The sequence below is a fragment of the Nocardioides sp. genome (assembly GCF_035481145.1).
Taxonomy (GTDB): domain Bacteria; phylum Actinomycetota; class Actinomycetes; order Propionibacteriales; family Nocardioidaceae; genus Nocardioides.
In genome coordinates, this window is the sequence record NZ_DATIHB010000093.1 from 1 (window position 1) to 23,595 (window position 23,595).

27 protein-coding genes are annotated in these 23,595 nt (G+C 71.3%); 5 read left to right on the top strand and 22 right to left on the bottom strand.

Annotated features, from left to right (window positions below; all coding sequences use genetic code 11):
* Positions 1 to 651: hypothetical protein (locus VLF38_RS08265; RefSeq protein ID WP_325270796.1), on the top strand; the 651-nt coding region annotated here is incomplete at its 5' end.
* 9 nt (positions 652 to 660) lie between these two features.
* On the opposite strand, the gene VLF38_RS08270 is transcribed toward VLF38_RS08265, so the two are convergent.
* The 6 genes from VLF38_RS08270 to VLF38_RS08295 all read right to left on the bottom strand — a co-directional run bounded on the left by VLF38_RS08270 (position 661) and on the right by VLF38_RS08295 (position 6,278).
* Complete coding sequence (locus VLF38_RS08270) at positions 661 to 1,026, bottom strand: DoxX family protein (protein WP_325270797.1); 366 nt, start codon at positions 1,024 to 1,026, stop codon at positions 661 to 663.
* 39 nt (positions 1,027 to 1,065) lie between these two features.
* Positions 1,066 to 1,914: a GNAT family N-acetyltransferase gene (locus VLF38_RS08275; protein ID WP_325270798.1), complete on the bottom strand. Its 849-nt coding sequence runs from the start codon at positions 1,912 to 1,914 to the stop codon at positions 1,066 to 1,068.
* Between the two features lie 74 nt (positions 1,915 to 1,988).
* The gene (gene ispG / locus VLF38_RS08280; RefSeq protein WP_325270799.1) at positions 1,989 to 3,152 is read right to left on the bottom strand and encodes a flavodoxin-dependent (E)-4-hydroxy-3-methylbut-2-enyl-diphosphate synthase; all 1,164 of its coding nucleotides are present in this window, start codon (positions 3,150 to 3,152) and stop codon (positions 1,989 to 1,991) included.
* Positions 3,153 to 3,193: 41 nt separating this feature from the next.
* Positions 3,194 to 4,552 carry a site-2 protease family protein gene (locus tag VLF38_RS08285; RefSeq protein ID WP_325270800.1) on the bottom strand — a complete coding sequence of 453 codons (1,359 nt, stop codon included), beginning with the start codon at positions 4,550 to 4,552 and terminating at the stop codon, positions 3,194 to 3,196.
* On the bottom strand, positions 4,552 to 5,688 hold the full coding sequence (locus VLF38_RS08290; RefSeq protein WP_325270801.1) for a 1-deoxy-D-xylulose-5-phosphate reductoisomerase: 1,137 nt from the start codon (positions 5,686 to 5,688) through the stop codon (positions 4,552 to 4,554). Before VLF38_RS08290 ends, VLF38_RS08285 begins: the two co-directional genes overlap by 1 nt.
* Positions 5,685 to 6,278 (bottom strand): hypothetical protein, encoded by a 594-nt coding sequence (locus VLF38_RS08295; protein WP_325270802.1) that lies wholly within the window; start codon positions 6,276 to 6,278, stop codon positions 5,685 to 5,687. Before VLF38_RS08295 ends, VLF38_RS08290 begins: the two co-directional genes overlap by 4 nt.
* Positions 6,279 to 6,392: 114 nt before the next feature.
* Here VLF38_RS08295 and bluB point away from each other — a divergent pair, with 114 nt between their 5' ends.
* On the top strand, positions 6,393 to 7,016 hold the full coding sequence (gene bluB / locus VLF38_RS08300) for a 5,6-dimethylbenzimidazole synthase (protein WP_325270803.1): 624 nt from the start codon (positions 6,393 to 6,395) through the stop codon (positions 7,014 to 7,016).
* 25 nt (positions 7,017 to 7,041) lie between these two features.
* Here the strand turns inward: bluB and VLF38_RS08305 are convergent, their stop codons facing one another.
* Complete coding sequence (locus VLF38_RS08305; protein WP_325270804.1) at positions 7,042 to 7,239, bottom strand: hypothetical protein; 198 nt, start codon at positions 7,237 to 7,239, stop codon at positions 7,042 to 7,044.
* A 119-nt stretch (positions 7,240 to 7,358) separates the two neighbouring features.
* Between VLF38_RS08305 and VLF38_RS08310 the strand changes: the two genes are divergently transcribed.
* Positions 7,359 to 8,435: a Rossmann fold nucleotide-binding protein gene (locus VLF38_RS08310; RefSeq protein WP_325270805.1), complete on the top strand. Its 1,077-nt coding sequence runs from the start codon at positions 7,359 to 7,361 to the stop codon at positions 8,433 to 8,435.
* Positions 8,436 to 8,444: 9 nt separating this feature from the next.
* Here the strand turns inward: VLF38_RS08310 and VLF38_RS08315 are convergent, their stop codons facing one another.
* The 9 genes from VLF38_RS08315 to VLF38_RS08355 form a co-directional block, all read right to left on the bottom strand.
* Positions 8,445 to 8,876: a GNAT family N-acetyltransferase gene (locus tag VLF38_RS08315; protein ID WP_325270806.1), complete on the bottom strand. Its 432-nt coding sequence runs from the start codon at positions 8,874 to 8,876 to the stop codon at positions 8,445 to 8,447.
* Positions 8,873 to 9,481, bottom strand: coding sequence for a hypothetical protein (locus VLF38_RS08320; RefSeq protein ID WP_325270807.1), 609 nt, complete (start codon positions 9,479 to 9,481; stop codon positions 8,873 to 8,875). The genes VLF38_RS08315 and VLF38_RS08320 overlap by 4 nt, the downstream gene beginning before the upstream one ends.
* Positions 9,478 to 10,359: a vWA domain-containing protein gene (locus VLF38_RS08325; protein WP_325270808.1), complete on the bottom strand. Its 882-nt coding sequence runs from the start codon at positions 10,357 to 10,359 to the stop codon at positions 9,478 to 9,480. The genes VLF38_RS08320 and VLF38_RS08325 overlap by 4 nt, the downstream gene beginning before the upstream one ends.
* Positions 10,356 to 11,285: a hypothetical protein gene (locus VLF38_RS08330; protein WP_325270809.1), complete on the bottom strand. Its 930-nt coding sequence runs from the start codon at positions 11,283 to 11,285 to the stop codon at positions 10,356 to 10,358. The genes VLF38_RS08325 and VLF38_RS08330 overlap by 4 nt, the downstream gene beginning before the upstream one ends.
* Entirely contained in the window at positions 11,276 to 11,749 is a 474-nt protein-coding gene (locus VLF38_RS08335; RefSeq protein WP_325270810.1) for a hypothetical protein, read from the bottom strand. The genes VLF38_RS08330 and VLF38_RS08335 overlap by 10 nt, the downstream gene beginning before the upstream one ends.
* Positions 11,733 to 12,623, bottom strand: a complete 891-nt coding sequence (locus tag VLF38_RS08340; protein WP_325270811.1) for a DUF58 domain-containing protein — start codon at positions 12,621 to 12,623, stop codon at positions 11,733 to 11,735. The genes VLF38_RS08335 and VLF38_RS08340 overlap by 17 nt, the downstream gene beginning before the upstream one ends.
* Positions 12,624 to 12,637: 14 nt before the next feature.
* A complete protein-coding gene (locus tag VLF38_RS08345; protein WP_325270812.1) occupies positions 12,638 to 13,663 on the bottom strand; it encodes a MoxR family ATPase in 1,026 nt (341 codons plus the stop codon).
* A 109-nt stretch (positions 13,664 to 13,772) separates the two neighbouring features.
* Complete coding sequence (locus tag VLF38_RS08350) at positions 13,773 to 14,948, bottom strand: glycosyltransferase family 1 protein (RefSeq protein ID WP_325270813.1); 1,176 nt, start codon at positions 14,946 to 14,948, stop codon at positions 13,773 to 13,775.
* 72 nt (positions 14,949 to 15,020) lie between these two features.
* Positions 15,021 to 15,524 carry an SRPBCC family protein gene (locus tag VLF38_RS08355; RefSeq protein WP_325270814.1) on the bottom strand — a complete coding sequence of 168 codons (504 nt, stop codon included), beginning with the start codon at positions 15,522 to 15,524 and terminating at the stop codon, positions 15,021 to 15,023.
* A 67-nt stretch (positions 15,525 to 15,591) separates the two neighbouring features.
* Here VLF38_RS08355 and VLF38_RS08360 point away from each other — a divergent pair, with 67 nt between their 5' ends.
* Both VLF38_RS08360 and VLF38_RS08365 read left to right on the top strand, forming a co-directional pair.
* Positions 15,592 to 16,131: a TetR/AcrR family transcriptional regulator gene (locus VLF38_RS08360; protein WP_325270815.1), complete on the top strand. Its 540-nt coding sequence runs from the start codon at positions 15,592 to 15,594 to the stop codon at positions 16,129 to 16,131.
* Positions 16,132 to 16,133: 2 nt separating this feature from the next.
* Positions 16,134 to 18,221 (top strand): MMPL family transporter, encoded by a 2,088-nt coding sequence (locus tag VLF38_RS08365; RefSeq protein WP_325270816.1) that lies wholly within the window; start codon positions 16,134 to 16,136, stop codon positions 18,219 to 18,221.
* A 33-nt stretch (positions 18,222 to 18,254) separates the two neighbouring features.
* Here the strand turns inward: VLF38_RS08365 and VLF38_RS08370 are convergent, their stop codons facing one another.
* The 6 genes from VLF38_RS08370 to pyrH form a co-directional block, all read right to left on the bottom strand.
* On the bottom strand, positions 18,255 to 19,034 hold the full coding sequence (locus VLF38_RS08370; RefSeq protein ID WP_325270817.1) for an alpha/beta hydrolase: 780 nt from the start codon (positions 19,032 to 19,034) through the stop codon (positions 18,255 to 18,257).
* Positions 19,035 to 19,071: 37 nt separating this feature from the next.
* Positions 19,072 to 20,199 (bottom strand): 23S rRNA (adenine(2503)-C(2))-methyltransferase RlmN, encoded by a 1,128-nt coding sequence (gene rlmN, locus VLF38_RS08375; RefSeq protein WP_325270818.1) that lies wholly within the window; start codon positions 20,197 to 20,199, stop codon positions 19,072 to 19,074.
* Positions 20,200 to 20,384: 185 nt separating this feature from the next.
* Positions 20,385 to 21,197: an META domain-containing protein gene (locus VLF38_RS08380; protein ID WP_325270819.1), complete on the bottom strand. Its 813-nt coding sequence runs from the start codon at positions 21,195 to 21,197 to the stop codon at positions 20,385 to 20,387.
* Between the two features lie 61 nt (positions 21,198 to 21,258).
* Positions 21,259 to 22,134 carry a phosphatidate cytidylyltransferase gene (locus VLF38_RS08385; protein ID WP_325270820.1) on the bottom strand — a complete coding sequence of 292 codons (876 nt, stop codon included), beginning with the start codon at positions 22,132 to 22,134 and terminating at the stop codon, positions 21,259 to 21,261.
* 12 nt (positions 22,135 to 22,146) lie between these two features.
* Positions 22,147 to 22,701: a ribosome recycling factor gene (gene frr, locus VLF38_RS08390; protein WP_325270836.1), complete on the bottom strand. Its 555-nt coding sequence runs from the start codon at positions 22,699 to 22,701 to the stop codon at positions 22,147 to 22,149.
* A gap of 70 nt (positions 22,702 to 22,771) precedes the next feature.
* A complete protein-coding gene (gene pyrH / locus VLF38_RS08395) occupies positions 22,772 to 23,485 on the bottom strand; it encodes a UMP kinase (protein ID WP_107700147.1) in 714 nt (237 codons plus the stop codon).
* Positions 23,486 to 23,595 lie beyond the last annotated feature (110 nt).

Sequence of the window (23,595 nt, forward strand, 5' to 3'; positions counted from 1 at the left end):
GTCAAGCCACTGGTGATCGGCGCGGACGAGCTGACCCGTCAGTTCGACGTCGTCGACGCCCAGTCGTTCTCCGCCGCGATCCCGGGCGTCCTTCACCACGAGGCGAAGAGCGAGCGCATGATCGCGCTCGTCGACGAGTGGATGGCGCAGAAGAAGGTGGCCGCTCTCGTCGACGGTGTCGCGGCAGCCAACGTGCCGGTCGAGCTGGCCTACCGCCGCCTGCGCGACGGGCGGATCGGCACCCGCAACGGCGTCGTGATTGCGCTCGACTCGATGCACCCCCGCTGGGATCCCAAGCACCTCTGGATGACCCCGGTGACGCAGGCCGTCGCGGTCCAGATGATCGGCAACGCGCCCTACGCCGACCACCTCGAGCGCATGACACCCACGCTCAGCCCCGTGACCCTAGCCCCCAACCGCGCCGGCATGGACCGCGCCATCGCCTGGGGAGAAGCCTCGATGACGGCACTCCAGCCGCTCCTCGACGCGCTCACGGCGCCCGTGTGGTGGGACGGCGACCGGCCGTCGTACGACACGGAGGCGGAGCCGGTACGGCGCAGCTCGCTCGCACCGTCGATGTCCTCGGTGCTGGAGGCCTACGGACGGCGCCGCGAGTGGTGGCAGCGCACCCGCGGCCGCTACCTCACCTGATCGCGCGGGTCAGGCCTTCGAGGCGTTCAGCGCGGCCTTGATCATCGGCAGCTGCAGCGGGAGGCGCCCGTAGGCGACCGCCCTGAGCGTCGGGCTCCCCAGGCGGCGGGCGTCATCGGCCATCTTCAGGTTGCCCGGGAAGACACCGACGAGGAGCGCGGCGCTCGCCAGGCCCGCGACGCGACGCGTCGGCGGGAGGAGCATGCCGAGCGCACACGCGATCTCCGCGACCCCCGAGCCGATGATGATCTCGCGGTGCGCGGGAACGAAGTCCGGCATCAGCGGCTCGAACACGTTGGGCTTGACCAGGTGCAGCGTGCCGGAGGCGAGGAACGCGCCGGAGAGGAGCTTGCTGCCGAGCGGAAGAGGAGCCATGGCTCGAGGCTACTGCCGGAGCGGCACCGCGGGAACGGTTCAGAACATGATGGTCGAGAACCTGGCGGTCTCGACGAAACCGGCACGCGCGTACGCCGCACGGGCCGGAAGATTCCACTCGTTGACGTAGAGCGACACGGTCGGCGCGATCTCGGCCAGCACCAGCTCGGCGACGCGGGCCATGCCCGGCGCCGCCAGCCCGCGACCCCGCGCGTGCGGCGCCACCCAGACGCCCTGCACCTGCGCGGCGTACGGCGTCACGCTGGCGACCTCGGCCTTGAAGAGCACCCTGCCCTCCTCGTCGAACCGGGCGAACGACCAGCCCCGGTTGACCAGCTGGCGCACCCGGGCGCGGTAGAGCGGGCCTCCCCCGCCGGTCTCCGGCGAGACGCCGACCTCCTCGGTGTACATCGCCACGCAGGCCGGGTAGAGCGCGGACAGGTCGGCCTCCGTCGTACGCCGGACGAGCGGGTCGCTGGGGACCGTGGGCGCACCGGTGAGCTCGAGGTGCGGCTGGCGCCACCGCTCGGCACGCGGCACGGCGTAGTCGTCCTGGAGCATCGCCCACAGGCGCTCGACCGCCGCATGCGGCCCCACGAGCGTCGCCCAGCTCGCGGGGACGCCGCGGAGGTGGCGTGCGAAGTGCTCGAGGTCCGCGGGACCGGCCTGCACCGGCACCAGGTTGGCCCCGATGTGGAGCGCCGCGACGAGCTCGCGGCCCACGAACCGGCCGATCACCTCACCGCCCAGCCATGCCGGGTCGAGGCGCGTCATCCGGGCCCGGTAGTCGACGAAGACGTTGACCACAGGGTCGTTGGCGGCAAGCTCGAGGAAGGCCGGGACATCGGCCGATCCGAGGGTGCGCACCTGCGCCGTGGTGGACAACACGTTGTGACTGTAATCCGCCACCCATGGGCACGGGAATCCCGAGCTGGACGCGGTCGAGGTGCCGCGCCCGCGCGTCAGGAGACGGAGACCTCGGCGCCGGCGCCCTCGACCGGCTCCATCTCCTCGGCGAGGCGCATGGCCTCCTCGATCAGCGTCTCGACGATCTGCGCCTCGGGGACGGTCTTGATGACCTCGCCGCGGACGAAGATCTGGCCCTTGCCGTTGCCCGAGGCGACACCGAGGTCGGCCTCGCGGGCCTCACCGGGACCGTTGACGACGCACCCCATGACGGCGACGCGCAGCGGGACCTCCAGGCCCTCCAGGCCCGCCGTGACCTGCTCGGCCAGCTTGTAGACGTCGACCTGGGCGCGGCCGCAGCTCGGGCAGGAGACGATCTCGAGCTTGCGGGGGCGCAGGTTGAGCGACTGCAGGATCGAGATGCCGACCTTGACCTCTTCCACGGGCGGCGCAGAGAGGCTGACCCGGATCGTGTCGCCGATGCCCTTGGAGAGCAGCGCACCGAACGCGGTCGCGGACTTGATCGTGCCCTGGAACGCCGGGCCCGCCTCGGTCACGCCGAGGTGGAGCGGCCAGTCGCCCTTCTCGGCCAGCAGCTCGTAGGCACGGACCATCACGACCGGATCGTTGTGCTTGACCGAGATCTTGAAGTCACGGAAGCCGTGCTCCTCGAAGAGGCTCGCCTCCCAGATCGCGCTCTCGACCAGCGCCTCGGGCGTGGCCTTGCCGTACTTCTCCAGCAGGCGCTTGTCGAGCGATCCGGCGTTGACGCCGATGCGGATGCTCGTGCCACGGTCAGCGGCCGCGCGGGCGATCTGCTTGACCTGGTCGTCGAAGGCCCGGATGTTGCCCGGGTTGACCCGGACGGCAGCACAGCCGGCGTCGATCGCGGCGTAGACGTACTTCGGCTGGAAGTGGATGTCGGCGATGACCGGGATGTTCGCCTTGCTCGCGATCGCGGGCAGGGCGTCGGCGTCGTCCTGGCTCGGGCAGGCGACGCGCACGATGTCGCAGCCTGCCGCCGTGAGCTCGGCGATCTGTTGCAGCGTCGAGTTGACGTCGGAGGTCAGCGTCGTCGTCATCGACTGCACGCTCACCGGGGAGTCGGAGCCGACCCCGACCTTGCCCACCTTGATCTGGCGGGTCGGCCGGCGCGCTGCCAGCACGGGGGCGGGGGCTTCGGGCATGCCCAAGGAGATCGGCGTGCTGGTCGACGTCATGCCTCGAGTCTAGGGCGTGTCTGAGGGGGCCCGGCCCAGACCTACCCGTAGAGCCGGACGGGGATGATCAGGTCCGCCAGGATCAGCACGATGCCCATCACCACGAAGGCCATCGTCATCACGTAGGCGACCGGCAGCAGGCGGGCGACGTCGACATGGCCCGGGTCGGGACGCCGCAGGAGCCGGGCCCAGCCACGGCGCATGCCCTCCCAGAGCGCACCGGCGATGTGGCCACCGTCGAGCGGCAGCAGCGGCACGAAGTTGAACATGCCGACGAAGAGGTTGAAGCCCGCGATCAGGCCGAGCAGCGTGACGGCCTTGTCCTGCACGGGGAAGTCCTCGTGGGCCGCGATCTCACCGGCGAACCGACCGCCGCCGACGATGCTCACCGGGCCGTTGGGGTCGCGCTCCTCGAGGCCGACGAGCGCCATGCCGACGTGCCACACCTTGACCGGGAGCACAGCGATGGCCTCGACCGTCTCTCCCACCATCCCGCCCATCTGGCCGAGCGTGTAGAGCGGGCCGCCGGTGCGGGCCTCGGTGACGGGCGTGACGCCGAGGAAGCCCACCGGCTCGAGCTTCTCCGGGGCGGCGGGGTCGAGGGGGCGCGGGGTGACCTGCGTGGTGACGTCGAGCGTGCGCTCTGCTCCGTCGCGCTCGACGACGAGCGTCGCGGCCGCGGAGCCGTTGCCACGGATCCACTCCTGCAGCTGCGTCCACGAAGTGACGCGCTCGCCGTTCCAGGAGACCAGCCGGTCACCCGGCTCGATGCCCGCCGCAGCAGCCGGGGACGGGTGCTCGCGGAGCTCGGCGGGGGTGCACTCGCGCTGGTCCTGCGCGGCCGGAACGACGCAGGCGGAGACGCTCTCGACGACGGGCTCGGCGCGCACGTCGTTGTCGTTGCCGGCCGTGGCGAAGACGCCCCAGAAGATGAGGAAGGCGAGGAGCAGGTTGACGGTGGGGCCGCCCGCCATGACGACGACCTTCTTCCACCACGCCAGCTTGTAGAAGAGCCGCGGCTCGTCCTCGGGCTGCACGAGCTCCCACTCGGCCGCACGCGCGTCGGAGACCAGCTGGGTGAAGATTCCGGTGTTGGACTTCCGGACCCGCATGACCTGGTTGCCGTCGGCGTCGGTCTCGACCTCGGCGACCTCCTCGGCCCCCGGCGGCAGCATGCCGATGATCTTGACGTAGCCGCCGAGCGGGATCGCCTTGACGCCGTACTCCGTCTCGCCGACCTGCTTCGACCAGATCGTCGGACCGAAGCCGACGAAGTACTGCGTGACCTTGCCCCCGAACCTGCGCGCCGGGACCATGTGCCCCACCTCGTGCAGCGCGATCGAGGCGAGCATGGCGACCACAAAGACGAGGACGCCGAGGGTGTAGTACAGCAAGGCCATCAGAGCCGGTCCTTCATCCCCTCGATGCAGTGGCGGGCCTCGGCACGGGCCCACTGATCCGCGTTGAGAACATCATCGACGGTCAGCTGCTTCGAGCGTAGGTCTTCGGGCAAAAAGGCGTCGAACGCGTCGACGACCGACTCCACCGTGGCCACGATCTCGGTGAAGCCCAGACCCCCGGCCAGGAACGCCTCGACCGCGACCTCGTTGGCGGCGTTGTAGACGGCCGGGAAGCAGCCGCCCGCTGCGCCGACCCGACGGGCCAGCCCTACGGCCGGGAACGCCTCGTCGTCGAGCGGGAAGAACTGCCAGGTCTCCGGCCTCGTCCAGTCGCACGACGGGGCGGCGTCGGGCACGCGGTCGGGCCACTCCAGCCCCAGCGCGATCGGGATCATCATCGTCGGCGGGCTCGCCTGCAGGATCGTGGAGCCGTCGACGAACTCGACCATCGAGTGCACCACGCTGGTCGGGTGGACGACCACGTCGATCCGGTCGAACGGCAGCCCGAAGAGCAGGTGCGCCTCGATCACCTCGAGGCCCTTGTTGACCAGGGTCGCAGAGTTGACGGTGATCACCGGGCCCATCGCCCAGGTCGGGTGGTTGAGCGCCTGCTCGCGCGTGACCCCGGCGAGCTGCTCGCGCGACCAGCCGCGGAACGGGCCGCCGGAGGCGGTCAGGACGAGTCGGCGTACCTCCTGCGGGGTGCCGGCGCGCAGGCACTGGGCGACCGCGGAGTGCTCGGAGTCGACGGGGACGATCTGGCCCGGCTTCGCACGCTCGAGCACGAGCGGGCCGCCGATGATGAGCGACTCCTTGTTGGCCAGCGCGAGCGTGTTGCCGGCCTCGAGCGCGGCCAGGGTGGGGCGCAGCCCGACGGCGCCGGTGATGCCGTTGAGCACCACGTCGCACGCCAGGGCGGCGGCCTCGGTCGAGGCCTCCTCCCCCAGCCCGGAGAAGAGTGCTGGGTACGCCGCCGAGAATTCGGCGACCTGCTGCTCGAAGAGCTCGGGGTTGGAGCCGCCGGCGGTGAGGCCGACGACCCGGAAGCGGTCGGGGTTGGCCCGGACGAGGTCGAGCGCCTGCGTGCCGATCGAGCCGGTCGAACCGAGGACGACGATGTCGCGACGCTGGCTCACAGGGCGACCGCCTCTCCGGCGCCGAGCGCCATGACGAGCCGAGCGGCCGCGGAGTCGTGCGTCGGCACGTCGCGGGTGAGCACGGTCTCGCCGTCAACCTGCAGGGCAGGGGCGTCTCCGGCGACGTCGACGACCGGTGCCGGGTCGGTGCGTCCCGCGCTCAGCGCGAACTCCCATTCGAGCTGCCAGACCGGGTCCTGCGACGCGACGCCGTGCAGGAGCGCCGGAACACCACCCAGCGGCTCCAGCGAGCCGTCGGTCAGCACCATCGACGCTCGGTCGGTGGTGTCGGCGACGACCGCGCCCAGGCGGAGCGCGGCGAGGAACGCGACGGCCTCGGTCAGCGGGTCGGCGAGGCCGATCGCGACCTGCTGGCCGGGCGCCAGGTCGAAGCTGCGCATCACCCCACCGAGGGCCCCGACCTGCTCGAGCAGCCACGCCACGTCGTACGACCCGGTGGCGGTGGTGAGCGCCGGCGCCGAGGCCTCACCGCGGATGACCCGGAGGTCGAGCGCGTGGTAGCAGAGGTTGGTCGTGCCGGGTCGGTCGGCGCCCGGAGCGCGGAACCAGGTGAGATCGCGGGTGGCCACGGCACGAGCCTAGGGCGTGACCGGCGGGGGCCGCGGGGTAGGTTCAACCGCTGCGGTTCCGTCGCTGGTTGCGTGGTGCACTCGCTGGAACCCCGACCCGAGGAAAGCAGGACCGTGGAGCTGTACGACGCGATCAACCGTCGCCGGGACACGCGCGCCGAGTTCAACGGCGCGCCGATCGAGGACGACGTGCTCACCCGGGTCCTGTCCGCGGCGCACGCCGCGCCCAGCGTCGGCATGTCACAGCCATGGGACTACGTCCTGGTCCGCTCCGACGAGACGCGTCAGGCGTTCCGCGACCACGTCGCCTCCGAGCGCGACGTCTTCGCCGCCTCCCTCGAGGGCGAGCGCGCCGAGACGTTCAGCAAGATCAAGGTCGAGGGGATCCTCGAGTCCACCCTCGGCGTCGTCGTCGGCTACGACCCGACCCGCGGCGGCAGCAACGTGCTCGGCCGCCACGCCATCGCGGACGCGGGGCTCTACTCCGCCGTCTGCTCGATCCAGAACTTCTGGCTCGCCGCGACCCAGGAGGGGCTCGGCGTCGGCTGGGTCTCGTTCTACCGCGAGGAGTTCCTCCGCGAGCTGGTCGACATGCCGGAGCACGTCCGGCCGATCGCCTGGCTCTGCGTCGGTCCCGTCTCGGAGCTGCCCGAGGTGCCTGACCTCGAGCGGTTCGGGTGGCGGCACCGCTCGCCTCTCGCCACCGTCCTGCACGAGGAGCGCTACACCGAGCGCTGAGCCTGGGTGGCGGTCAACTGGGGCCTCAGCCGATGGCCATCAGGGCGCCGAGCACGAGCATCCCCGCGCTCACCGCCGCGACGACGATGCGTGCCCTCGGGTGCAGGCCAGCGAGGGTCAGGCTGGCAGCGAGCGGGAACAGGAAGAGCAGGTGGTGTGGGAAGACACCCAGCGCGGCGATGAGCAGCGTGAACGCCAACAGGACGTGCGGCGCCGTCGCCACCCTCGCCGAATCCAGCCTGACCATCCGACCTCCCGAGTCGACCCCATCGTGAGCGCCTCAGGCGCGGCGCGTCAACGCGGCCCGGAGTCAGGGCTGTGGAGGACCACTAGGTTGGCGCCATGAAGCAGAGGCGAGGGCAGGTCGTCGAGGTGCGCGACCTCGCGGACTTCGACGAACGCATCGGGGCCGGCGTCGCGTCGATGGCGGGATGGGTGCTGACCGGACTGGACCTGTCGGACCGGTCTGCCGTGCTCGCCGACGCCAGCGTCGCGGGCGCGATGTTCCTCGGGTGTGCACTCGCTCCGGGCGTCGAGGCCACCCTCGAGGAGCGGGGCGCGATCGTCTTCCCCGCGCTGCCCGGCGCACCGGTCGACCCCTACCGGTCGAGCCTCTACTCCCCCGCCGAGCTCTACGACGTCACCGACTACACCGGCTCGCTGGACGCGCGGTCCTACGCCTGGTCGCGCGAGACCGGGCGCGAGGCACTGCTCGCCCGCGCCCTGCACGACCACGGCATCGACACCGCCCTCGCTGCCTGGGTCGCCGGCCGCTCCCTCGTCGGCGTCATGGGCGGCCACGCGGCCCAGCGAGGCTCGGAGGAGTACGCCGCAGCAGCCCGGCTCGGGCACGGTCTGGCCCACACCTTCACCGTCGCGACCGGCGGCGGGCCGGGCGCCATGGAGGCAGCCAACCTCGGTGCGTGGATGGCGAAGCGCTCGCTGGACGAGCTCGACGAGGCACTCGCGGTTGTCGCCGGCGTACCGTCGTTCCGTCCCGACATCGGCGCGTGGGCCGCCTCGGCGTTCGAGGTCCGCGACCGCTGGCCCGACGGCGGCGAGTCGCTCGGTATCCCGACGTGGCACTACGGCCACGAGCCCCCCAACCCCTTCGCGACCTCGATCGCGAAGTACTTCGGCAACCCTGTGCGCGAGGCGATCCTGCTCCAGGTCTGCAACGCCGGCATCGTCTTCCTCCCCGGCGCCGGCGGCACGGTGCAGGAGATCTTCCAGGACGCCTGCGAGAACTACTACGCCGACGCGTCCTCGGTCGCGCCGATGGTCCTGGTCGGGCGGTCCTACTGGACCGAGACGTTTCCGGCGTGGCCGCTGCTCGAGGCGCTGGCGCGAGGCCGGCCCATGGAGCCACACGTGCACCTGGTCGACACCGTCGATGAGGCGATCGTCCTGCTCGGCTGACGTGCTGGCTCAGGCAAGGGGGGCACGCAGCATCCAGACATCGACAGCGTCCTCGGCGTACGTCGTGAAGCCGTGCCGCTCGTAGAGCCGACGCGCGGGGCTGCCCTGCAGCACGTTGAGCCGCACCTCTCCCGAGGTCTCGCCGAGCAGTCGCGTCAAGATCGCCGAACCGATTCCCTGCCCCTGCACCACCGGGGCGAGGTAGAAGTGCTCGAGCCACGTCTCCCCCGGTCCCGGTCGCACCGTCACGGATCCGGCGAACTCGCCGCGGACCTCGATCACCCGCGTGTGCTCGGGCACGAAGCCGGCCCGGAACCTCTGCCGGACCCGGACCTCGTCGTACCGGCCGAGGCGCTCGAGGTCGGGCCGGAGGACGACCGCCCGCAGCTCCGCGATCTGCTCGACGTCCGCCCGCGCGGCTGACCGGAGCGACCACCTCACCACTGGATCTGCTGCTCCGGCTCGTTCTTGGGCTCGAGCTCGATGTCCTTGACCTTGGCGGCTTCGCGGTTCTTCTTCTCGACCTCGTCGAGCTTCTGGTCCTCGGACTTGCTGCTCGAGCCGGACGACGCCTTGTTGATCTCGTCCTGGAGCTCCTTCTCGAGCTTGTCGTCGCACCCGGTGCCCTGGATCGCCGTGCGGGCGTCACGCAGGGCGACCTGCTGCGCGGCACGGTCGTCCCTGGAGGCAGCCTGGTCGGCCATCGCCTTGTGGGTGAGGGCGAGGTCGACGCGCACGTCGCACTTCCGGTCATCGGGCGCGTCCTCGAGCGCGGCGCTGAAGAGCGTGACGGCCGCCTTGTACTCCTTCGCACCGTACGCCGCAGTGCCGGCGTTGAAGGGGGCGATCCAGGGCGAGACGACGCCGAGGTCCCTGGCCCCCTCGAAGGTCGAGCGCGCGTCGGCATAGCGACCCGCCTCGTAGTCGTCGCGCGCGGAGTCGTTGCCGTGCACCAGCAGCCACAGGTGAACCGCGGCCAGCAGGGCCACCAGCGTGGGCAGCGCGCCGATGAGGAGCAGCCTGCGCTGCTCGGCGGAGAGCGTCATCCGGCCACCTCTCGGGCCTCGCGCCAGGCCAGGACGTCCAGGCGCAGCTCCACGAGGGCGAGGGCGGCGAGCAGGAGGGCGAGGATCCAGTAGAGCTCGAAGTCCTCGTTGCCGTCGGCCGGGGTGCTCGAGCCCTCCTGGGCGAGGGCGGCTGCCCAGGCGGTCAGCGAGCCCGTGCCGCCGCGGTAGGCGTACTCGACACCGACCTGTCGGGCGATCTTCTTCAGGTTCGCCTCGTCGATGCGGCTGAGGGCGTCACCACCGGTGGTCTGGTCACGGACGAAGGTCCACGGCGGCTCGCCGCCGGTCGGCATCCGGCCTCCAGCACTGGTCCCGTAGCCGAGCACGGCCCCCGCGTCGACGTACTGCGCGAGCGGTGCGAACGAGCGCTGCTTCACGCCCTTCTTCGTGTTCTCGCCGTCGCTGAGGAAGACCACGACCCGACGCCTCTCGGGGTGCTGCCGCTCGGCATCGCTGAGGACCTTCCGCATCAGGTCGAGCGGTCGGTCCATGACGGTGCCCGTGCCGGCCAGCATCGGCTCGCGGGTCACCTTCTGGACGGCCCGCTGCACGGCGGCACGGCTGTTGGTGAAGGCGAGGTCGACCTTGGCGTCGTGACCGAAGCCGATCAGTCCGATGTGGGCATCCGGAAGAGCCTTCGTGATCTGGGTGAGGTCCTCGCGCACCCCCTCCAGCCGCGACCGTACGCCGGCGTAGTCGAGCGCCGACATGCTGAGCGTCTCGTCGACCACCAGCAGCACCTCGAGCCGGTCACCGACGGGCTTCTCCGCGTCGCCCGCTCCCCCGACGCCCGGCCGGAACGCGATGAGCACGGCGAGGACGGCCATGGCGATGCGGACGTTCCAGTTGGGCTTCATCGGAACAACCCCCGCAGGCCGGCGAGCAGCAGGCCGCCGAGGCCGAGCAGCACGACGACAGTGGGTACGACGGGCCCGTCGCGCCGCAGCGCCACCGGCGGCGGGTCGAGGCGGACCGCTTCCTTCGACCAGACCGCGTCGACGGGGTTGCCCCCGGTCACGACGGCGCCACCGGTCAGCCGGGCGGCCGCCTTGAGGTCGGCCAGGCCGGACGCGGAGGCGCCCACGGGGACGGCGTACACCGTGACGCCACGATCGCGCGCGATGCCGGCAGCCTCGGCGATGCCCAGCACCGAGCCCGCGGAGGACCCGGAGCCGACGAGGACGACCGCGCGGCCACGCTTCGCCTTCGGGGCGTCGAACGCCTTCGCGCAGGTCACCAGGCCATCGCCGGTGGCAGCTCCCTCGGAGCCCTTCGCGCCGAGGGAGCGCAGCGTCTGCTGGGTCTCCGCGAGGACCGCGTCGGCCTGGGCGAAGTCGTCGGTGAGCGCCAGCAGCTCCGCCGTGCTGGCCTGGAATCCCTGCATGCCGAGACGGACCGGCTCGGTGCGCAGCACGGGAAGCAGGCCGCGCATCTGGCCGAGGGCCGCGATCGTGCCGGTGCGGGCGGCGGGGGTCAGGTCCGCGCAGACGATCAGGTCGCCGGGGCGAGCCGGCTCGTCGACGACCTCGGTGTGCAGCGGGCGCGCCGCGAGCCACACGGCGCCGACGAGGACGAGCCCGACGGAGACGAGCTGCACCTGCGTCAGCAGCAGCTGCTGGCGCGCCAGCTCGCGGAAGCGCGGCAGTGCCCGCAGGCGTGCCGCGTGCGCGACCGGCAGACCGACCGGTGTCTCGGGATCGGGCAGGAAGCGCATCAGCAGGGCGTAGGCCAGCGGCAGCAGCACGAGCAGCGCCACCAGCAGGAGCGGCCACCTCAGGTCCATGTGCGCACCAGCTCCCGGGCCTGCTGGAGGCTGCGCGCGAAGTCGTCGAGCGAGGCGTCGTCAGGCGCGAACTCGGGTGGGTACATCGCTGCGATGGCGTCGGCCACCCGCGGGTGCGACGAGGCGCGGAGCTCCTCCAGCGTCATCGTGCGCGCCGGGACGTCACTCACCTCGCCGACGAAGGCGCGGACCGTCGCGCTCAACCGCTGGAACCCCTCGCGCAGCGGCAGCTGGCCGGCGCGGACGTACTGGTCGATGCGGTCGAGCTCCTGCAGCCGGCGGCCACGGACCGTGTCGGCCGGGTTGCGCGAGGAGACGAACTCCTCGTCGACCTCAGCCGGACGGCGCCCACCCAGCAGCACCCATGCGTACCACCCCGCCACCGCCAGCACGAGGACGTACGGCAGCCACGTCCACGGCCCGGCGTACGACGCGGGGCCGACGAAGTCAGCGGCGGCGCGCATGGCGGTGGTGCTCCAGGAGGTCGAAGACGGTCTTGATGACGCTCGCCTCGTCGGCGACGTGGGCGTGGACGATGCCGAGGCCGTCGAGCTGGCGCTTGAGGGAGGTGGCATCGGCGACCAGCATGTCGGCGTACTGGCGGCGGAGCTCCTCGTCGTCGGCGATCCACTGCGGCAACGGGCGGCCCGTCTCGACGTCGGTGAGGGTGTCGAGGGCCAGGTCCTCCGAGGTGGGGTCGATCCCGCCGACGGTCACGAAGAGGACCTCGTGCTGCACCGCGAGGCGCTTGACCGCAGCGAGCGCGGCCTCGTCGAGCTCCCACGCGTCGCAGACCAGCGCCAGCACGGTCCGGCGCCGGACGGTGCGGACGACGTACTCGACGAGGGCGGCGAGGTCGGAGGCACCGGAGGTCGTGGCGGTCGCGTCGTGGATCGCCTGCAGGCCCCGCTCGAGAGGGAGCTCACCGCGCTGGGGCCGGAGCAGGTGCTGCTCGTCCGCGTCGCCCCAGGCCACGCCGACGAGGTCGCCGTGGCGGACCGCCAGCCAGCCCAGGATCCCGGCGGTCATGACCGCCAGGTCGCGCTTGGGCACGTCACGGCTCTGCAGCGCCGCCATGCTCCGCCCGGTCGAGACGACGAGCTGGATGGTGTGCTGCCGCAGCGCCGCGTAGCGCTTGACCAGCAGCGCACGTGAGCGCGCGGACGCCTTCCAGTCGATGTCCTTCACGTCGTCGCCGCGGACGTACTCACGCAGGTCGTTGAAGTCCATGCTCCGCCCGGCGTGCAGGGCGGCGTACTCCCCCTCGAGGAGGCCACGCACCTTGCGGTGTGCGTGGATGGAGAGGCGGGACTTGACCCGCGTGAGGTGGACGGCCATGCGTCAGGCCTGCCTCACGGGCTGGGGACGGTCTTCACGACGGCGTCGATGATGTCCTCCACACGGACCCTCTCGGCGAGTGCCTCGAAGGAGAGGTGCACCCGGTGCCGGAGTACGCCGTGGCGCAGCGTGCGCACGTCCTCGGGGAGGACGTGGTTGCGGCCGCTCATCAGCGCGAGCGCACGCGAGGCCTGGAAGAACGCGACGGTGGCGCGCGGTGAGGCACCCATGTCGACGTAGCCGCGGACGTCGGCCGGGAGGGCCTCACCGCGGGTCGCGGCGACCAGCGACGCGACGTACTTCTTGACCGCGGGGTCGACGTAGACCCGACGGGTCAGCGCGTGGAGCCAGGCGATGTGGTCGTGGCCGACAACGGCGGTCGCGGAGGTGTCGCGGCCGAGCGTGCCGTTCTCGATGCGCTCGAGGACCTGGACCTCCTCCTCGATGCTCGGGTAGTCGAGCACCTCCTTGAGCAGGAAGCGGTCCATCTGCGCGCGCGGGAGGACGTAGGTGCCCTCCTCCTCGATGGGGTTCTGGGTGGCGAGCACCATGAACGGCTGCGGGAGCTTGTGGATGACGCCCGCGATCGAGGTCTGCGCCTCCTGCATCGCCTCGAGCATGGCTGACTGGGTCTTCGCGCTGGCGCGGTTGATCTCGTCGAGGAGCACGAAGTTGGCGTGCACCGGACCCAGCTGGGTCTCGAAGGTGTGGTTGCGCGGGTCGTAGACCTGGGTGCCGATGATGTCGCTGGGCAGCAGGTCGGGCGTGCACTGGATCCGCGAGAACTCGGCGTGCACGCTGGCCGCGAGCGTGCTGGCCGCGAGGGTCTTGGCCAGGCCGGGCACCGACTCCACGAGGATGTGGCCCTCCGCGAGCAGCGCCACGAGCAGGGCGGTGCGGAGCCGCTCCTGGCCGACCACACGGCCGGAGAACGCGTGCTGGACGGCGCCGAGGATCTCGCCCGCCTGGGCCAGCTCCTCCGGCGTGATCACGGCAGTGGGAGCGGTGTTGGCTTCGGGAGCACCGGCGTGGCTGGACACGAGCGTCACCCTAGCCGCGTTCGCCTGTCAGGACAGGGGGTTCTGCTGCGAACTGGCGCGTGTGGTCGCGCGAATCCGCAGTTGTGGTCACGCGAACCCGCACTCGTGGTCAGGAAGCCCGGCGTAGCGGCGCGGGCCGGCGCGCGGCGATGACCTCGCGGTAGTGCGCGACGAGGGTTTCGTTGACGGCGTGCCAGCCGCGGCCCTCCACGCAGCGGCGGGCCCGGACCGCGAGCTGCTCGCGGAGGGCCTCGTCCTGCACCAGCAGCCGGACGTACGCCGTCAGCGCCTCGCCATCCCCCGGCGGGAAGAGGAAGCCCGCCGTGCGGTCGACGACGTCGACCGGTCCACCCTTCTCGGGCGCGATCACGGGCACGCCGGACGCCATCGCCTCCTGCAGCGACTGGCCGAACGTCTCATGGCGCCCGGTGTGCACGAAGACGTCGAGGCTCGCGTAGGCCGCGGCCAACTCACCGCCGTGGAGCATCCCGAGGAAGGTCGCGTTCGGGAGTGCCCTGCGGAGGTCGGCCTCCGACGGGCCGCCGCCGACCACCACGACCCGCACGCCGTCGAGGACGTCCAGGTGGCGGAGGAGCTCGATCTCCTTCTCCGGGGCGAGGCGGCCGACGTAGCCGACGAGGACCTCGCCCTCGGGCGCGAGCCGCCGGCGGAGCCCCTCGTCACGGTGCCGTGGATGGAACTGGGCGAGGTCGACGCCCCGCTTCCAGGTGCCGAGCCCCGGGACGCCGAGCGCCTCCAGCTGCTGCAGGCTGGCGGTGGACGGGGCAAGGGTGCGGTCGACGCTGGTGTGGATCTTCCGGGTCAGGGCCGCCATCGCAAGCGCACCACCGGGGATCCCGTAGCGCTCGGCGAAGCCGACCAGGTCGGTCTGGTAGATGGCGACAGTGGGGATCCCGAGCTCGGTCGCCGTCCGTGCGGCCTGGTAGCCGAGCGTCGCCGGGGAGGCGATGTGGACGACGTCCGGGCGGAAGTCGTGCATGATCCGGCGCAGCCGCCGCCGCGTCTCCAGCCCCACCCGGAAGTCGCGGTAGAACGGCAGCCGTGCGCCGCGCACGATGTCGACCCGGAATCCTGCGTACGTCTCGGGCCCGGTCGGCGCGACGAGCTCCGCCACGTGGCCCTCCGCCGCGAGGTGGTCGAGAACCCGGCTTACGGAGTTGGTGACGCCGTTGACCTGCGGGAGGAACGACTCGGCGACGACGAGGACGCGCAGTCCGTCGATGCGGACCGGGGTGATCTCGTGGACCTCGGCACGTGTGCGCATGGGTCCAGCATGCGCACACGGGCTTTCACCATCCCCCGATCAGCGTGGACGACCGGTGAATGTCGCGTGACGTCAGGGACGCTCGAGCTCGCGCTTGAGGTTCTTCAGCGTGCGCGCGATGTTGCGACGCTGGAAGGCAGCGAAGCTGGGGTGGCCGGTCGCCAGCGGGTCGAAGACGCGCACGCTGACGTCCGGCCAGCGGGTCCTGCCGTCGCGCCACACCTCGGTGACGAGGGTGCCGCCGTCCTGCGGCTCGAAGGTGTACTCCCACGACGCGACCGAGACCGGCAGCAGCAACGGCGCGAGGCCGTAGCGGTCCACGTCGAAGGCGAACCTGCGTCCGCGCTCGGCGGCGGTCACCGTGCACCGGGTCTGCCAGCGCGCCGGCCCACGCCGGTTGCTGCCGACGAAGTGCATCCCGACGTACGCCGCAGCGGCCGGCCGCGCCACCGTGGCACCGGTGTTCTCGGGGCTCCAGCGGCCCATCTGGGTCACGTCGCTGACGGCGTCGTAGGCCGTTTCGGGAGGGACCCCGATCCAGACGGAGTCGGCAACGGTCATCTCGCGCGTCGTCATGGCGCCACCGTAGCCGTGACGCAGACAACCCTTGCCATTTGTTAGTGAGCAGTCACAAACTAGGCGGGTGACCCCACGACGGATGAAGGCGGACGAGCGCCGCCAGCAGATCCTCGAGGCCGCGATGGTCGAGTTCAGCGGCGGCGGCTTCGACAGCGTGTCGGTCGGTGCCATCGCCGCACGCGCCGGCGTCTCCCAGCCCTACGTCTTCCGGCTCTTCGGCACCAAGAAGGAGCTCTACGTCGCCTGCATCGACGAGCGCACGCGGCAGATCCGCGAGGCCTTCACCGCAGCGGCCAGCACCAGCCCCACGGACGCACTGGCCGCCATGGCGGCGGCGTACGACGCGCTGCTGGCCGAGGACCCCGAGGCGCTCCGGTGCCAGCTCCAGGCCTGGGCGATGACCTCCGACCCCGAGATCGCCGCCGCCACCCGCTCGTCGTACCTCGACGTGTGGCGCGACGTGCACCGCCTCTCCGGCGCCACCGGCGAGGAGGTACGCGAGTTCATGGCCCAGGGCATGTTGCTCACGGTCCTCGCCGCCCTCGAGCTCCCCCACCTCTACACCGACCCCGACGCGCCCCTGCGCGACCAGCCCCAGGAGTGACCATGTTCGAGCGCATCGCCTCCCTCACCGGGACTCGCCCGTGGCGGGTCCTCGCCCTCACGCTGGTCGCCTTCGTGGTCTCCGCCGTGCTCGGCGGCCCTGTCGCGGGGCTGCTCAACTCCGACAGCGACTCCTTCTCCGACAACTCCTCGGCCAGCGCGACCGCCGACGAGCGCCTGGAGCAGGCGACCGGGCAGGCGGCCCTACCGGGCCTCGTCGTCCTCACCGAGAGCGGCGACCGGGACGCGCTCTCCGAGGCGCGCTCCGTGCTGGAGGCCGACCCCGCCGTCGCCCGGGTCGACGGCGGCGCGGGCGAGCCGTTCACCAGCACGGACGGGGCACGGGTCTTCCTCGCGGCCACCTTCGCGGCAGACGCCGACGCGGACGCCGCGACCGAGCACCTCACCGAGGAACTGCGCGCGATCGACGGCGTCCAGGTCGGCGGCGCACTCCCGGCGTACCAGGAGGTCAACGAGAACGTCGAGAGCGACCTCGTCACCGCCGAGCTGATCGCCTTCCCGCTGCTCTTCATCGTGTCGCTGCTGGTCTTCCGCTCGGCCGTGGCCGCCCTGCTGCCGCTCCTGGTGGGTGGCCTGACGATCGTCGTCTCGCTGCTCGGGCTGCGCGCCGTCAACGAGGTCGTCGACATCTCGATCTTCGCGCTCAACCTCTGCACCGGCCTGGGCCTCGGCCTCGCGATCGACTACTCGCTCTTCATGGTGTCGCGCTACCGCGAGGAGGCCGCGCGCGTCGGCTACACCGCCGAGGCCCTCCGCACGACGGTCCTCACGGCCGGGCGCACGGTCGTCTTCTCGGCCATCACGGTCGCAGGCGCCGGCGTCGCCCTGCTCGCCTTCCCCCTGCGCTTCCTCTACTCGATGGGCATCGGCGTGATGCTCGTGTCGCTGGTCTCGGCCGCGGTCTCGATCCTCGTGCTCCCCGCCCTCTTCGCGCTCCTGCGGCACCGCGTCGACGCGCTCGCCCTCGGCCGCTGGCGCGAGGCGCTCGCCCGGGAGGCCGCCGCGGAGCACACCGGTTTCTGGTACCGCTGGAGCCGCTGGGTGATGCGCAACCGCGTCGGCACCGCACTGGTCGGTGCCGTGCTCCTGCTCGCACTCGGCGCCCCCTTCCTCGGCATCAAGTTCACCGGCGTCGACGCGACCGTCCTCCCCGACGGGAGCGAGGCACGTGCCGTCGACACCGTCCTGCGCGAGGAGTTCCCCGGCGGTGGCGCCTCACCTGCCTACGTCGCCGTCTCGGCGCCGGAGTCCGCCGACCTCACCTCGTACGCCGCCGGGCTGGGGCAGATCGACCACGTCATCGCCGTCACGCCCCCGGTCTACGTCGGCGACGACACCTGGCGCCTCGACGTGCACACCGACGACCGTCCGCTCGCGGAGTCGTCGCTCGACGCGATCCGCGAGGTGCGTGACGCCGACGCGGGCCACCCGGCGTACGTCGGTGGGCAGGGCGCTGACCATCTCGACCAGCTCGCGGCGCTCGGCGACGGACTGCTCCCGGCACTCGCCATCCTGGCGGTGCTGACGATCGTCTCGCTCTTCCTGATGACCGGTTCGGTGATCCTGCCGATCAAGGCACTCGTGATGAACCTGCTCACCGTGGCCGCCACGTTCGGCATCCTCGTGCTGGTCTTCCAGGACGGCCGGTTCGAGGGGCTGCTCGACTACACCTCGCAGGGCGCGCTGGAGTCGACCCAGCCGGTCTTCCTCTTCGCGGTGGTCTTCGGCCTCTCGACCGACTACGCCGTCTTCCTGCTCACCCGGATCAAGGAGGCCCGCGATGCTGGGGCCTCGGAGCGGGAGTCGGTCGCCCTGGGCCTGCAGCGGACGGGGCGCATCGTGACGGCCGCGGCTGTGCTCTTCGCCATCGCGCTGGGTGCCTTCGCGACGTCCCAGATCATCTTCATCAAGGAGCTCGGCGTGGGCACCGCGCTCGCCGTCCTCATCGACGCGACGCTGGTGCGCGCCCTGCTCGTGCCGTCGCTGATGGCCATGCTGGGCAAGTGGAACTGGTGGTCGCCGGCTCCCCTGCGCAAGCTGCACGCTCGCGTGGGCCTGTCGCACGGCTGAAAGTCGCTCGTGAGCACCGCGGACGCGTCAGCCTCATGAGCGCAGGAACCGACGCACGACGTCGGTGAACGCCGCGGGCTTCTCGAGGTGGCTGCAGTGCCCGCAGTCAGGGATCACGGCGAGCCCCGCGTGCGGGATCCGCCGCTCGAACTCGCGGGCCACCGCCAGCGGCGAGCGGGCGTCGAGGGCACCCCAGATCAGCTGGGTCGGCACCCGCACCTGCGGGAGGACATCGCTGAGGTCGGCCTGCGCCATCGCCGTCGCTGCCGCCAGCATCGACGGGAGCCGCACATCGGCTGCCATCGCCGCCAGCAGGTCGACGGCGTAAGCAGGCGGGGTGCCTGCGAAGAGCCCGGGCGCGGGATCACCCCGGCCGTCCGGATCGCTCAACGCGTACCGCACCGCAGCCAGCCTGACGGTGGCTGCCTCCGACCCGAGCGAGCCGAGCCAGCCGGCGTACGCGTCGGCCAGCACCATCCTGCGCACCAGCTCGGGATGGCGCCGGTAGAGCTCGAGGATCACCGTGGTGCCCCAGGAGAGCCCGACGAGGCAGACGGGGCCGTCGGCGACCGCCCGCACCAGGCCGACGAGGCAGTCGGCGTAGTCGGCGAGCGTGAAGGTGGTCGGGACGTCATCCGACTCCCCCGCGCCCGGCTCGTCCCAGGCGAGCACGGTGAACTCGTCGCTCAGCGCCTCCAGCTGCCCGGTCCACGTGCGGCTGTCCTCGGCGCCGCCGTGCACGAAGACCACCACGCGCCCGTGCCCCGCCCGTCTGTAGGCGAGACGGAGGCCGTTCACCTCGACGGCGTACATGGCGCCGACAGTACGCCGCGGGCAGTCGCCGCGCGCCCTACTCCGAGGCGGCGAGCTGGCCGCAGGCAGCGTCGATGTCGCTGCCGCGGGTGTCGCGGAGCGTCGTGGAGATGCCGGAGGCGTTGAGGCGGCGGACGAACTCGTCCATGTCCTCCTCGCGCGAGCGGGTGAACTGCGAGCCCGGGATGTCGTTGAGCGGGATCGGGTTGATGTGCACCCAGCCCGTGCCGCGGTCGTTGGCGGAGAGCACCTCGGCGAGCAGGTCGGCGCGCCAGGCCTGGTCGTTGATGTCGCGCATCATGGCGTACTCGATGGAGACCCGACGGCCGGTCTTCTCGAAGTACTCGTACGCCGCGGCGACGGTCTCCTCGACGGAGAACCTCGTGTTGATCGGGACCAGCTCGTTGCGAAGCTCGTCATCCGGGGCGTGGAGCGAGAGCGCGAGCGTCACCGGGATGCCCTCGTCGGCGAGCTGCTTGATCCGCGGCACCAGACCGACGGTCGAGACCGTCACGTGGCGAGCGCTGAGGCCGAGGCCGGCGGGCGCGGGATCGGTCAGGCGGCGCACGGCGGCCACGGTGGACTTGTAGTTGGCCAGCGGCTCGCCCATGCCCATGAAGACCACGTTGGAGAGCCGGCCGGGGCCACCGGCGACGTCGCCGCTGGCCATCGCGCGCGCTCCGACGACGACCTGGTGGACGATCTCGGCCGTCGACATGTTGCGCTGCAGGCCGCCCTGGCCCGTGGCGCAGAACGGGCAGGCCATGCCACACCCCGCCTGCGACGAGATGCAGATCGTGGCGCGGTCGCGGTAGCGCATGAGCACGGACTCCACGAGCGAGCCGTCGAAGAGCTTCCAGAGCGTCTTGACCGTGGTGCCGCGGTCGGCCGTCTGCTGCTTGATCGGCGTCATCAGGTCCGGCAGCAGCGCCTTGACCAGCCCCGCGCGCTGGCCCGCGGGCAGGTCCGTCATCTCAGCCGGATCGTGCACGAGCCGACCGAAGTAGTGCGTGCTCAGCTGCTTGGCGCGGAAGCCGGGCAGCCCCATCTCGGTGAGCAGGTCCTTGCGGCCCGCCTCATCGAGGTCGGCGAGGTGGCGGGGCGGCTTGCCGCGTCCGCGTGGGGCCTCGAAGACGAGGGGCAGGGTCTGGAACTTCTCACTCATGACGCCGCCCAGTCTTCCACTCCCCCACGACGTACGACGAAACGCGCCGGTCGCCCTCACCTCCCGGTGTCCGTCGGCACGGGCTCGTCCCCTGTGCGAGCCCGGGCGGAGGCGACGGCGGAGTGAGGGCGACCGGCGCGCACACCGATCCTCGGGCTCCGCACAGGGCCTACGCCTCCGTGCACCTACTCAGGTGCGCGGAAGACCAGCCCGTTGTCTCCCCGCGTGAGGCGCAGCGTGCGCTCCTCGATGTCGTACGCCGTGCGACCGGTCAGCAGCGCCGAGAGGTCGGTGTCGAGCTGGTTGCGCGCCTCGTCCGCGCAGGCCATCAGCGTCCGCATGCCCGGCGTCCAGGTGACCGCACCGTCCCCGACCGCCACGTCGGCGCTCCACCCGTTGCAGAGGCCCGTGATCGTGGCGGTCGTGCCGGTCAGGACCAGGACGACGTCCGGGCCACCCGGCACCGAGGAGACCGCGTCGCCCTGGACCACCCCGTCGAGGAGCCACCGGGTGCCGGCCAGCGGCCGGTCGGGGGCCGCCTGCTCACGCGGGACCAGGGTGAGGACGACGTCGCCCGCGGTGATCGTCAGCGGGTCCTCGCCCAGCTGCACGGGCTCCGCGAAGAGAGCCGTCAGCCAGGCGTCCTGCTCCATCAGGGGCTCGGGACAGCCCATCTCGGTGCCGGCCATGGGCCCGGCAGTGAGGGTGTCGCCGTCGATCTCGTACTCCGCGCTCAGGTGGTTGCACCCAGCGCTGGCACCGAGCTGACCGTCGCGGAAGGTCAGCCGGATCTCCGAGCCGGGCACGAGGGCTCGGGCCTTTCCGCTGTCGGTGATCTCGGTGACGACGTACTCCCCTGACGGACCGCTGGCACCGCTCCGGGGACGTGCGTCGTCGGCCTGCTGGGCACAGCCGGCGAGGGTCGCCACCAGCGTGATCGCGGCGGCTGCCGCCCGGCGTACGCGGGCGGGGAGGGAAGCGAGCAGGAGGGACCTCATGTCCCTACGACGCACGGACGGCCGACCGGGTTCCCGATCGGCCGTCTGCGTCAGGAGCCGGTCAGCGCGTGAAGACCAGGTAGTGCAGCAGCAGCCAGACCGGGGCGACCGTCGCGAGCAACGAGTCGAGGCGGTCCATCAGGCCACCATGGCCCGGGATGATCTGGCTCATGTCCTTGATGCCGAGGTCGCGCTTGATGACGGACTCGCAGAGGTCGCCCAGCGTCGCCATGACGACCGCGATCAGGCCGAGCAGGACGCCGACCCACCACTCGCCCTCGAGCACGTAGTAGACCAGCGCCACACCGGCCGCGACGCAGAAGAGCATCGACCCGGCGAAGCCCTCCCACGACTTCTTCGGTGAGATGACCGGAGCCATCGGGTGCTTTCCGAAGAGCACACCGGCGATGTAGCCGCCGATGTCGGAGGCGATCGTGACCAGCACGAAGGCAACGACACCGAGCACGCCGTAGTCGACACGGTCGGTCCACTCCGGGGAGCCGTCCTCCGCGAGGAGGAGCGCCACGAAGGAGCCGAGGAACGGCAGGTAGATCAGTGCGAAGACCGCCGCGGTGGCGTTCTGCACGTAGCCCTCGACGCCCCGACGGAGCAGGTGGAGCATGATCGCCAGCGCGGTCACCGCGGTGGCCGTCACCAGCGCGGGCGCGCCCCAGAAGTAGGCGACGAAGACCATGACCACGCCGCCCACCATCAGCGGCTGCTCGGGCAGGTCGATGCCCTTGGCCAGGAAGCCCTTGCGGAGCTCCCAGACGGCGATGACCACCGCGGCAGCCACGATGAACATGAACGCGGTCTTCCAGAAGGCCAGCGAGAGCGCGATCGCGGCGAGCAGGATGACGGCAGAGGTGATGGCGGCCTTCAGGTCGCGGCCAGCGCGGCCGTGATCCTTCTGCGGCGCAGGTGTGGAGGTCGTCACAGGCGAACCCTCTCAGACTTCGAGGAGTTCTGCTTCCTTGGTCTTCAGCATCTCGTCGATCGCGTCGACGTGCTTCTTGGTGATCGCGTCGAGCTTCTTCTCGGCGCCGGTGACGTCGTCCTTGCTGACCTCGCCGTCCTTCTCGAGCTTCTCTGCCGTCTGCTTCGCCTTCTGACGCACCTGGCGGACCGAGACGCGGCCCTGCTCGGCCTTCTCCTTGGCCTGCTTGACGAACTCCTTGCGGCGCTCCTCGGTCAGCTCAGGGAAGACCGCGCGCAGCACCTTGCCGTCGTTGGACGGGTTGACGCCGAGGTCGCTGTCGCGGATCGCCTTCTCGATGGCCCCCATGGCGCCCTGGTCGAAGGGCTGGATCAGGATCGTGCGGGCATCCTGCGCGGTGAAGGTGGCGAGGCCGGAGAGCGGCGTCGGGGTGCCGTAGTACTCCGCAGTCAGCTTGTTGAAGACGGTCGGGGTGATGCGGCCGGCGCGGATCGTGGCGAACTGCTCGCGGGTCGCCTCGACCGACTTGGCCATCTTCTGGTCGGCCTCGTCGAGGATGGTGGTGATCGGCACGGTCATCTCCTGGTGGTTGCTGTGCGGTGCGGGACTCCGGCGTACGCCGGGAAGGTCTGGGGCGTCAGCCGGCGCTGACGAGCGTGCCGATCTTCTCACCCATGACGACGCGCAGGATGTTGCCCTCCGGCTCCATGCCGAAGACCACCATGGGGAGCTTGTTCTCTCCGCACAGGGCGAAGGCCGTCTGATCCATGATCTTGAGGCCCTGGGCGATCGCGTCGGTGTAGGTGACGTGGTCGAGCTTGGTGGCCGTCGGGTCGACGCGCGGGTCTGCGGTGTAGACGCCGTCGACGCCGTTCTTCGCGACGAGCACGACGTCGCACTTGCTCTCCAGCGCACGCTGGACGGCCACGGTGTCGGTCGAGAAGAACGGCATGCCCATGCCGGCACCGAAGATGACCACGCGGCCCTTCTCCATGTGGCGGATGGCGCGACGCGGGATGTACGGCTCGGCGACCTGGCCCATCGTGATGGCGGTCTGCACCCGGGTGTCGACGCCCTCCTTCTCCAGGAAGTCCTGGAGGGCGAGGCAGTTCATCACGATGCCGAGCATGCCCATGTAGTCGGCACGGACCCGATCCATGCCCTTCTCCTGGAGCTCAGCGCCCCGGAAGAAGTTGCCGCCGCCGGTCACGATCGCGACCTGGGCACCAGCCTCGACCACAGCCTTGATCTCGCGGGCAACGGCGGCGACGACGTCGGGGTCGACACCGACCGAGCCACCACCGAACACCTCACCGGAGAGCTTGAGCAGGACGCGGTTGTAGGCCGGCATGGAGATCCCTTCAGGGGTCTGGGTGGAGCGGATGCGCTCGGGAAAACCTATCGCACACCCCGGACAGACAGCAGGGCCGGTACGACGAGCGTCGTACCGGCCCTGCTGGG

Bases quoted from the DNA above. Each gene is read 5' to 3' on its own strand.
- VLF38_RS08365 (WP_325270816.1), top strand. From the start codon at position 16,134: ATGTTCGAGCGCATCGCCTCCCTCACCGGGACTCGCCCGTGGCGGGTC.
- rlmN (WP_325270818.1), bottom strand. From the start codon at position 20,199: ATGAGTGAGAAGTTCCAGACCCTGCCCCTCGTCTTCGAGGCCCCACGC.
- VLF38_RS08270 (WP_325270797.1), bottom strand. From the start codon at position 1,026: ATGGCTCCTCTTCCGCTCGGCAGCAAGCTCCTCTCCGGCGCGTTCCTC.
- VLF38_RS08310 (WP_325270805.1), top strand. From the start codon at position 7,359: ATGAAGCAGAGGCGAGGGCAGGTCGTCGAGGTGCGCGACCTCGCGGAC.
- VLF38_RS08370 (WP_325270817.1), bottom strand. From the start codon at position 19,034: ATGTACGCCGTCGAGGTGAACGGCCTCCGTCTCGCCTACAGACGGGCG.
- VLF38_RS08380 (WP_325270819.1), bottom strand. From the start codon at position 21,197: ATGAGGTCCCTCCTGCTCGCTTCCCTCCCCGCCCGCGTACGCCGGGCG.
- VLF38_RS08340 (WP_325270811.1), bottom strand. From the start codon at position 12,623: ATGGCCGTCCACCTCACGCGGGTCAAGTCCCGCCTCTCCATCCACGCA.
- VLF38_RS08285 (WP_325270800.1), bottom strand. From the start codon at position 4,552: ATGGCCTTGCTGTACTACACCCTCGGCGTCCTCGTCTTTGTGGTCGCC.
- VLF38_RS08325 (WP_325270808.1), bottom strand. From the start codon at position 10,359: ATGAAGCCCAACTGGAACGTCCGCATCGCCATGGCCGTCCTCGCCGTG.
- ispG (WP_325270799.1), bottom strand. From the start codon at position 3,152: ATGACGTCGACCAGCACGCCGATCTCCTTGGGCATGCCCGAAGCCCCC.
- VLF38_RS08320 (WP_325270807.1), bottom strand. From the start codon at position 9,481: ATGACGCTCTCCGCCGAGCAGCGCAGGCTGCTCCTCATCGGCGCGCTG.
- VLF38_RS08350 (WP_325270813.1), bottom strand. From the start codon at position 14,948: ATGCGCACACGTGCCGAGGTCCACGAGATCACCCCGGTCCGCATCGAC.
- VLF38_RS08355 (WP_325270814.1), bottom strand. From the start codon at position 15,524: ATGACGACGCGCGAGATGACCGTTGCCGACTCCGTCTGGATCGGGGTC.
- VLF38_RS08335 (WP_325270810.1), bottom strand. From the start codon at position 11,749: ATGCGCGCCGCCGCTGACTTCGTCGGCCCCGCGTCGTACGCCGGGCCG.
- pyrH (WP_107700147.1), bottom strand. From the start codon at position 23,485: ATGCCGGCCTACAACCGCGTCCTGCTCAAGCTCTCCGGTGAGGTGTTC.
- VLF38_RS08330 (WP_325270809.1), bottom strand. From the start codon at position 11,285: ATGGACCTGAGGTGGCCGCTCCTGCTGGTGGCGCTGCTCGTGCTGCTG.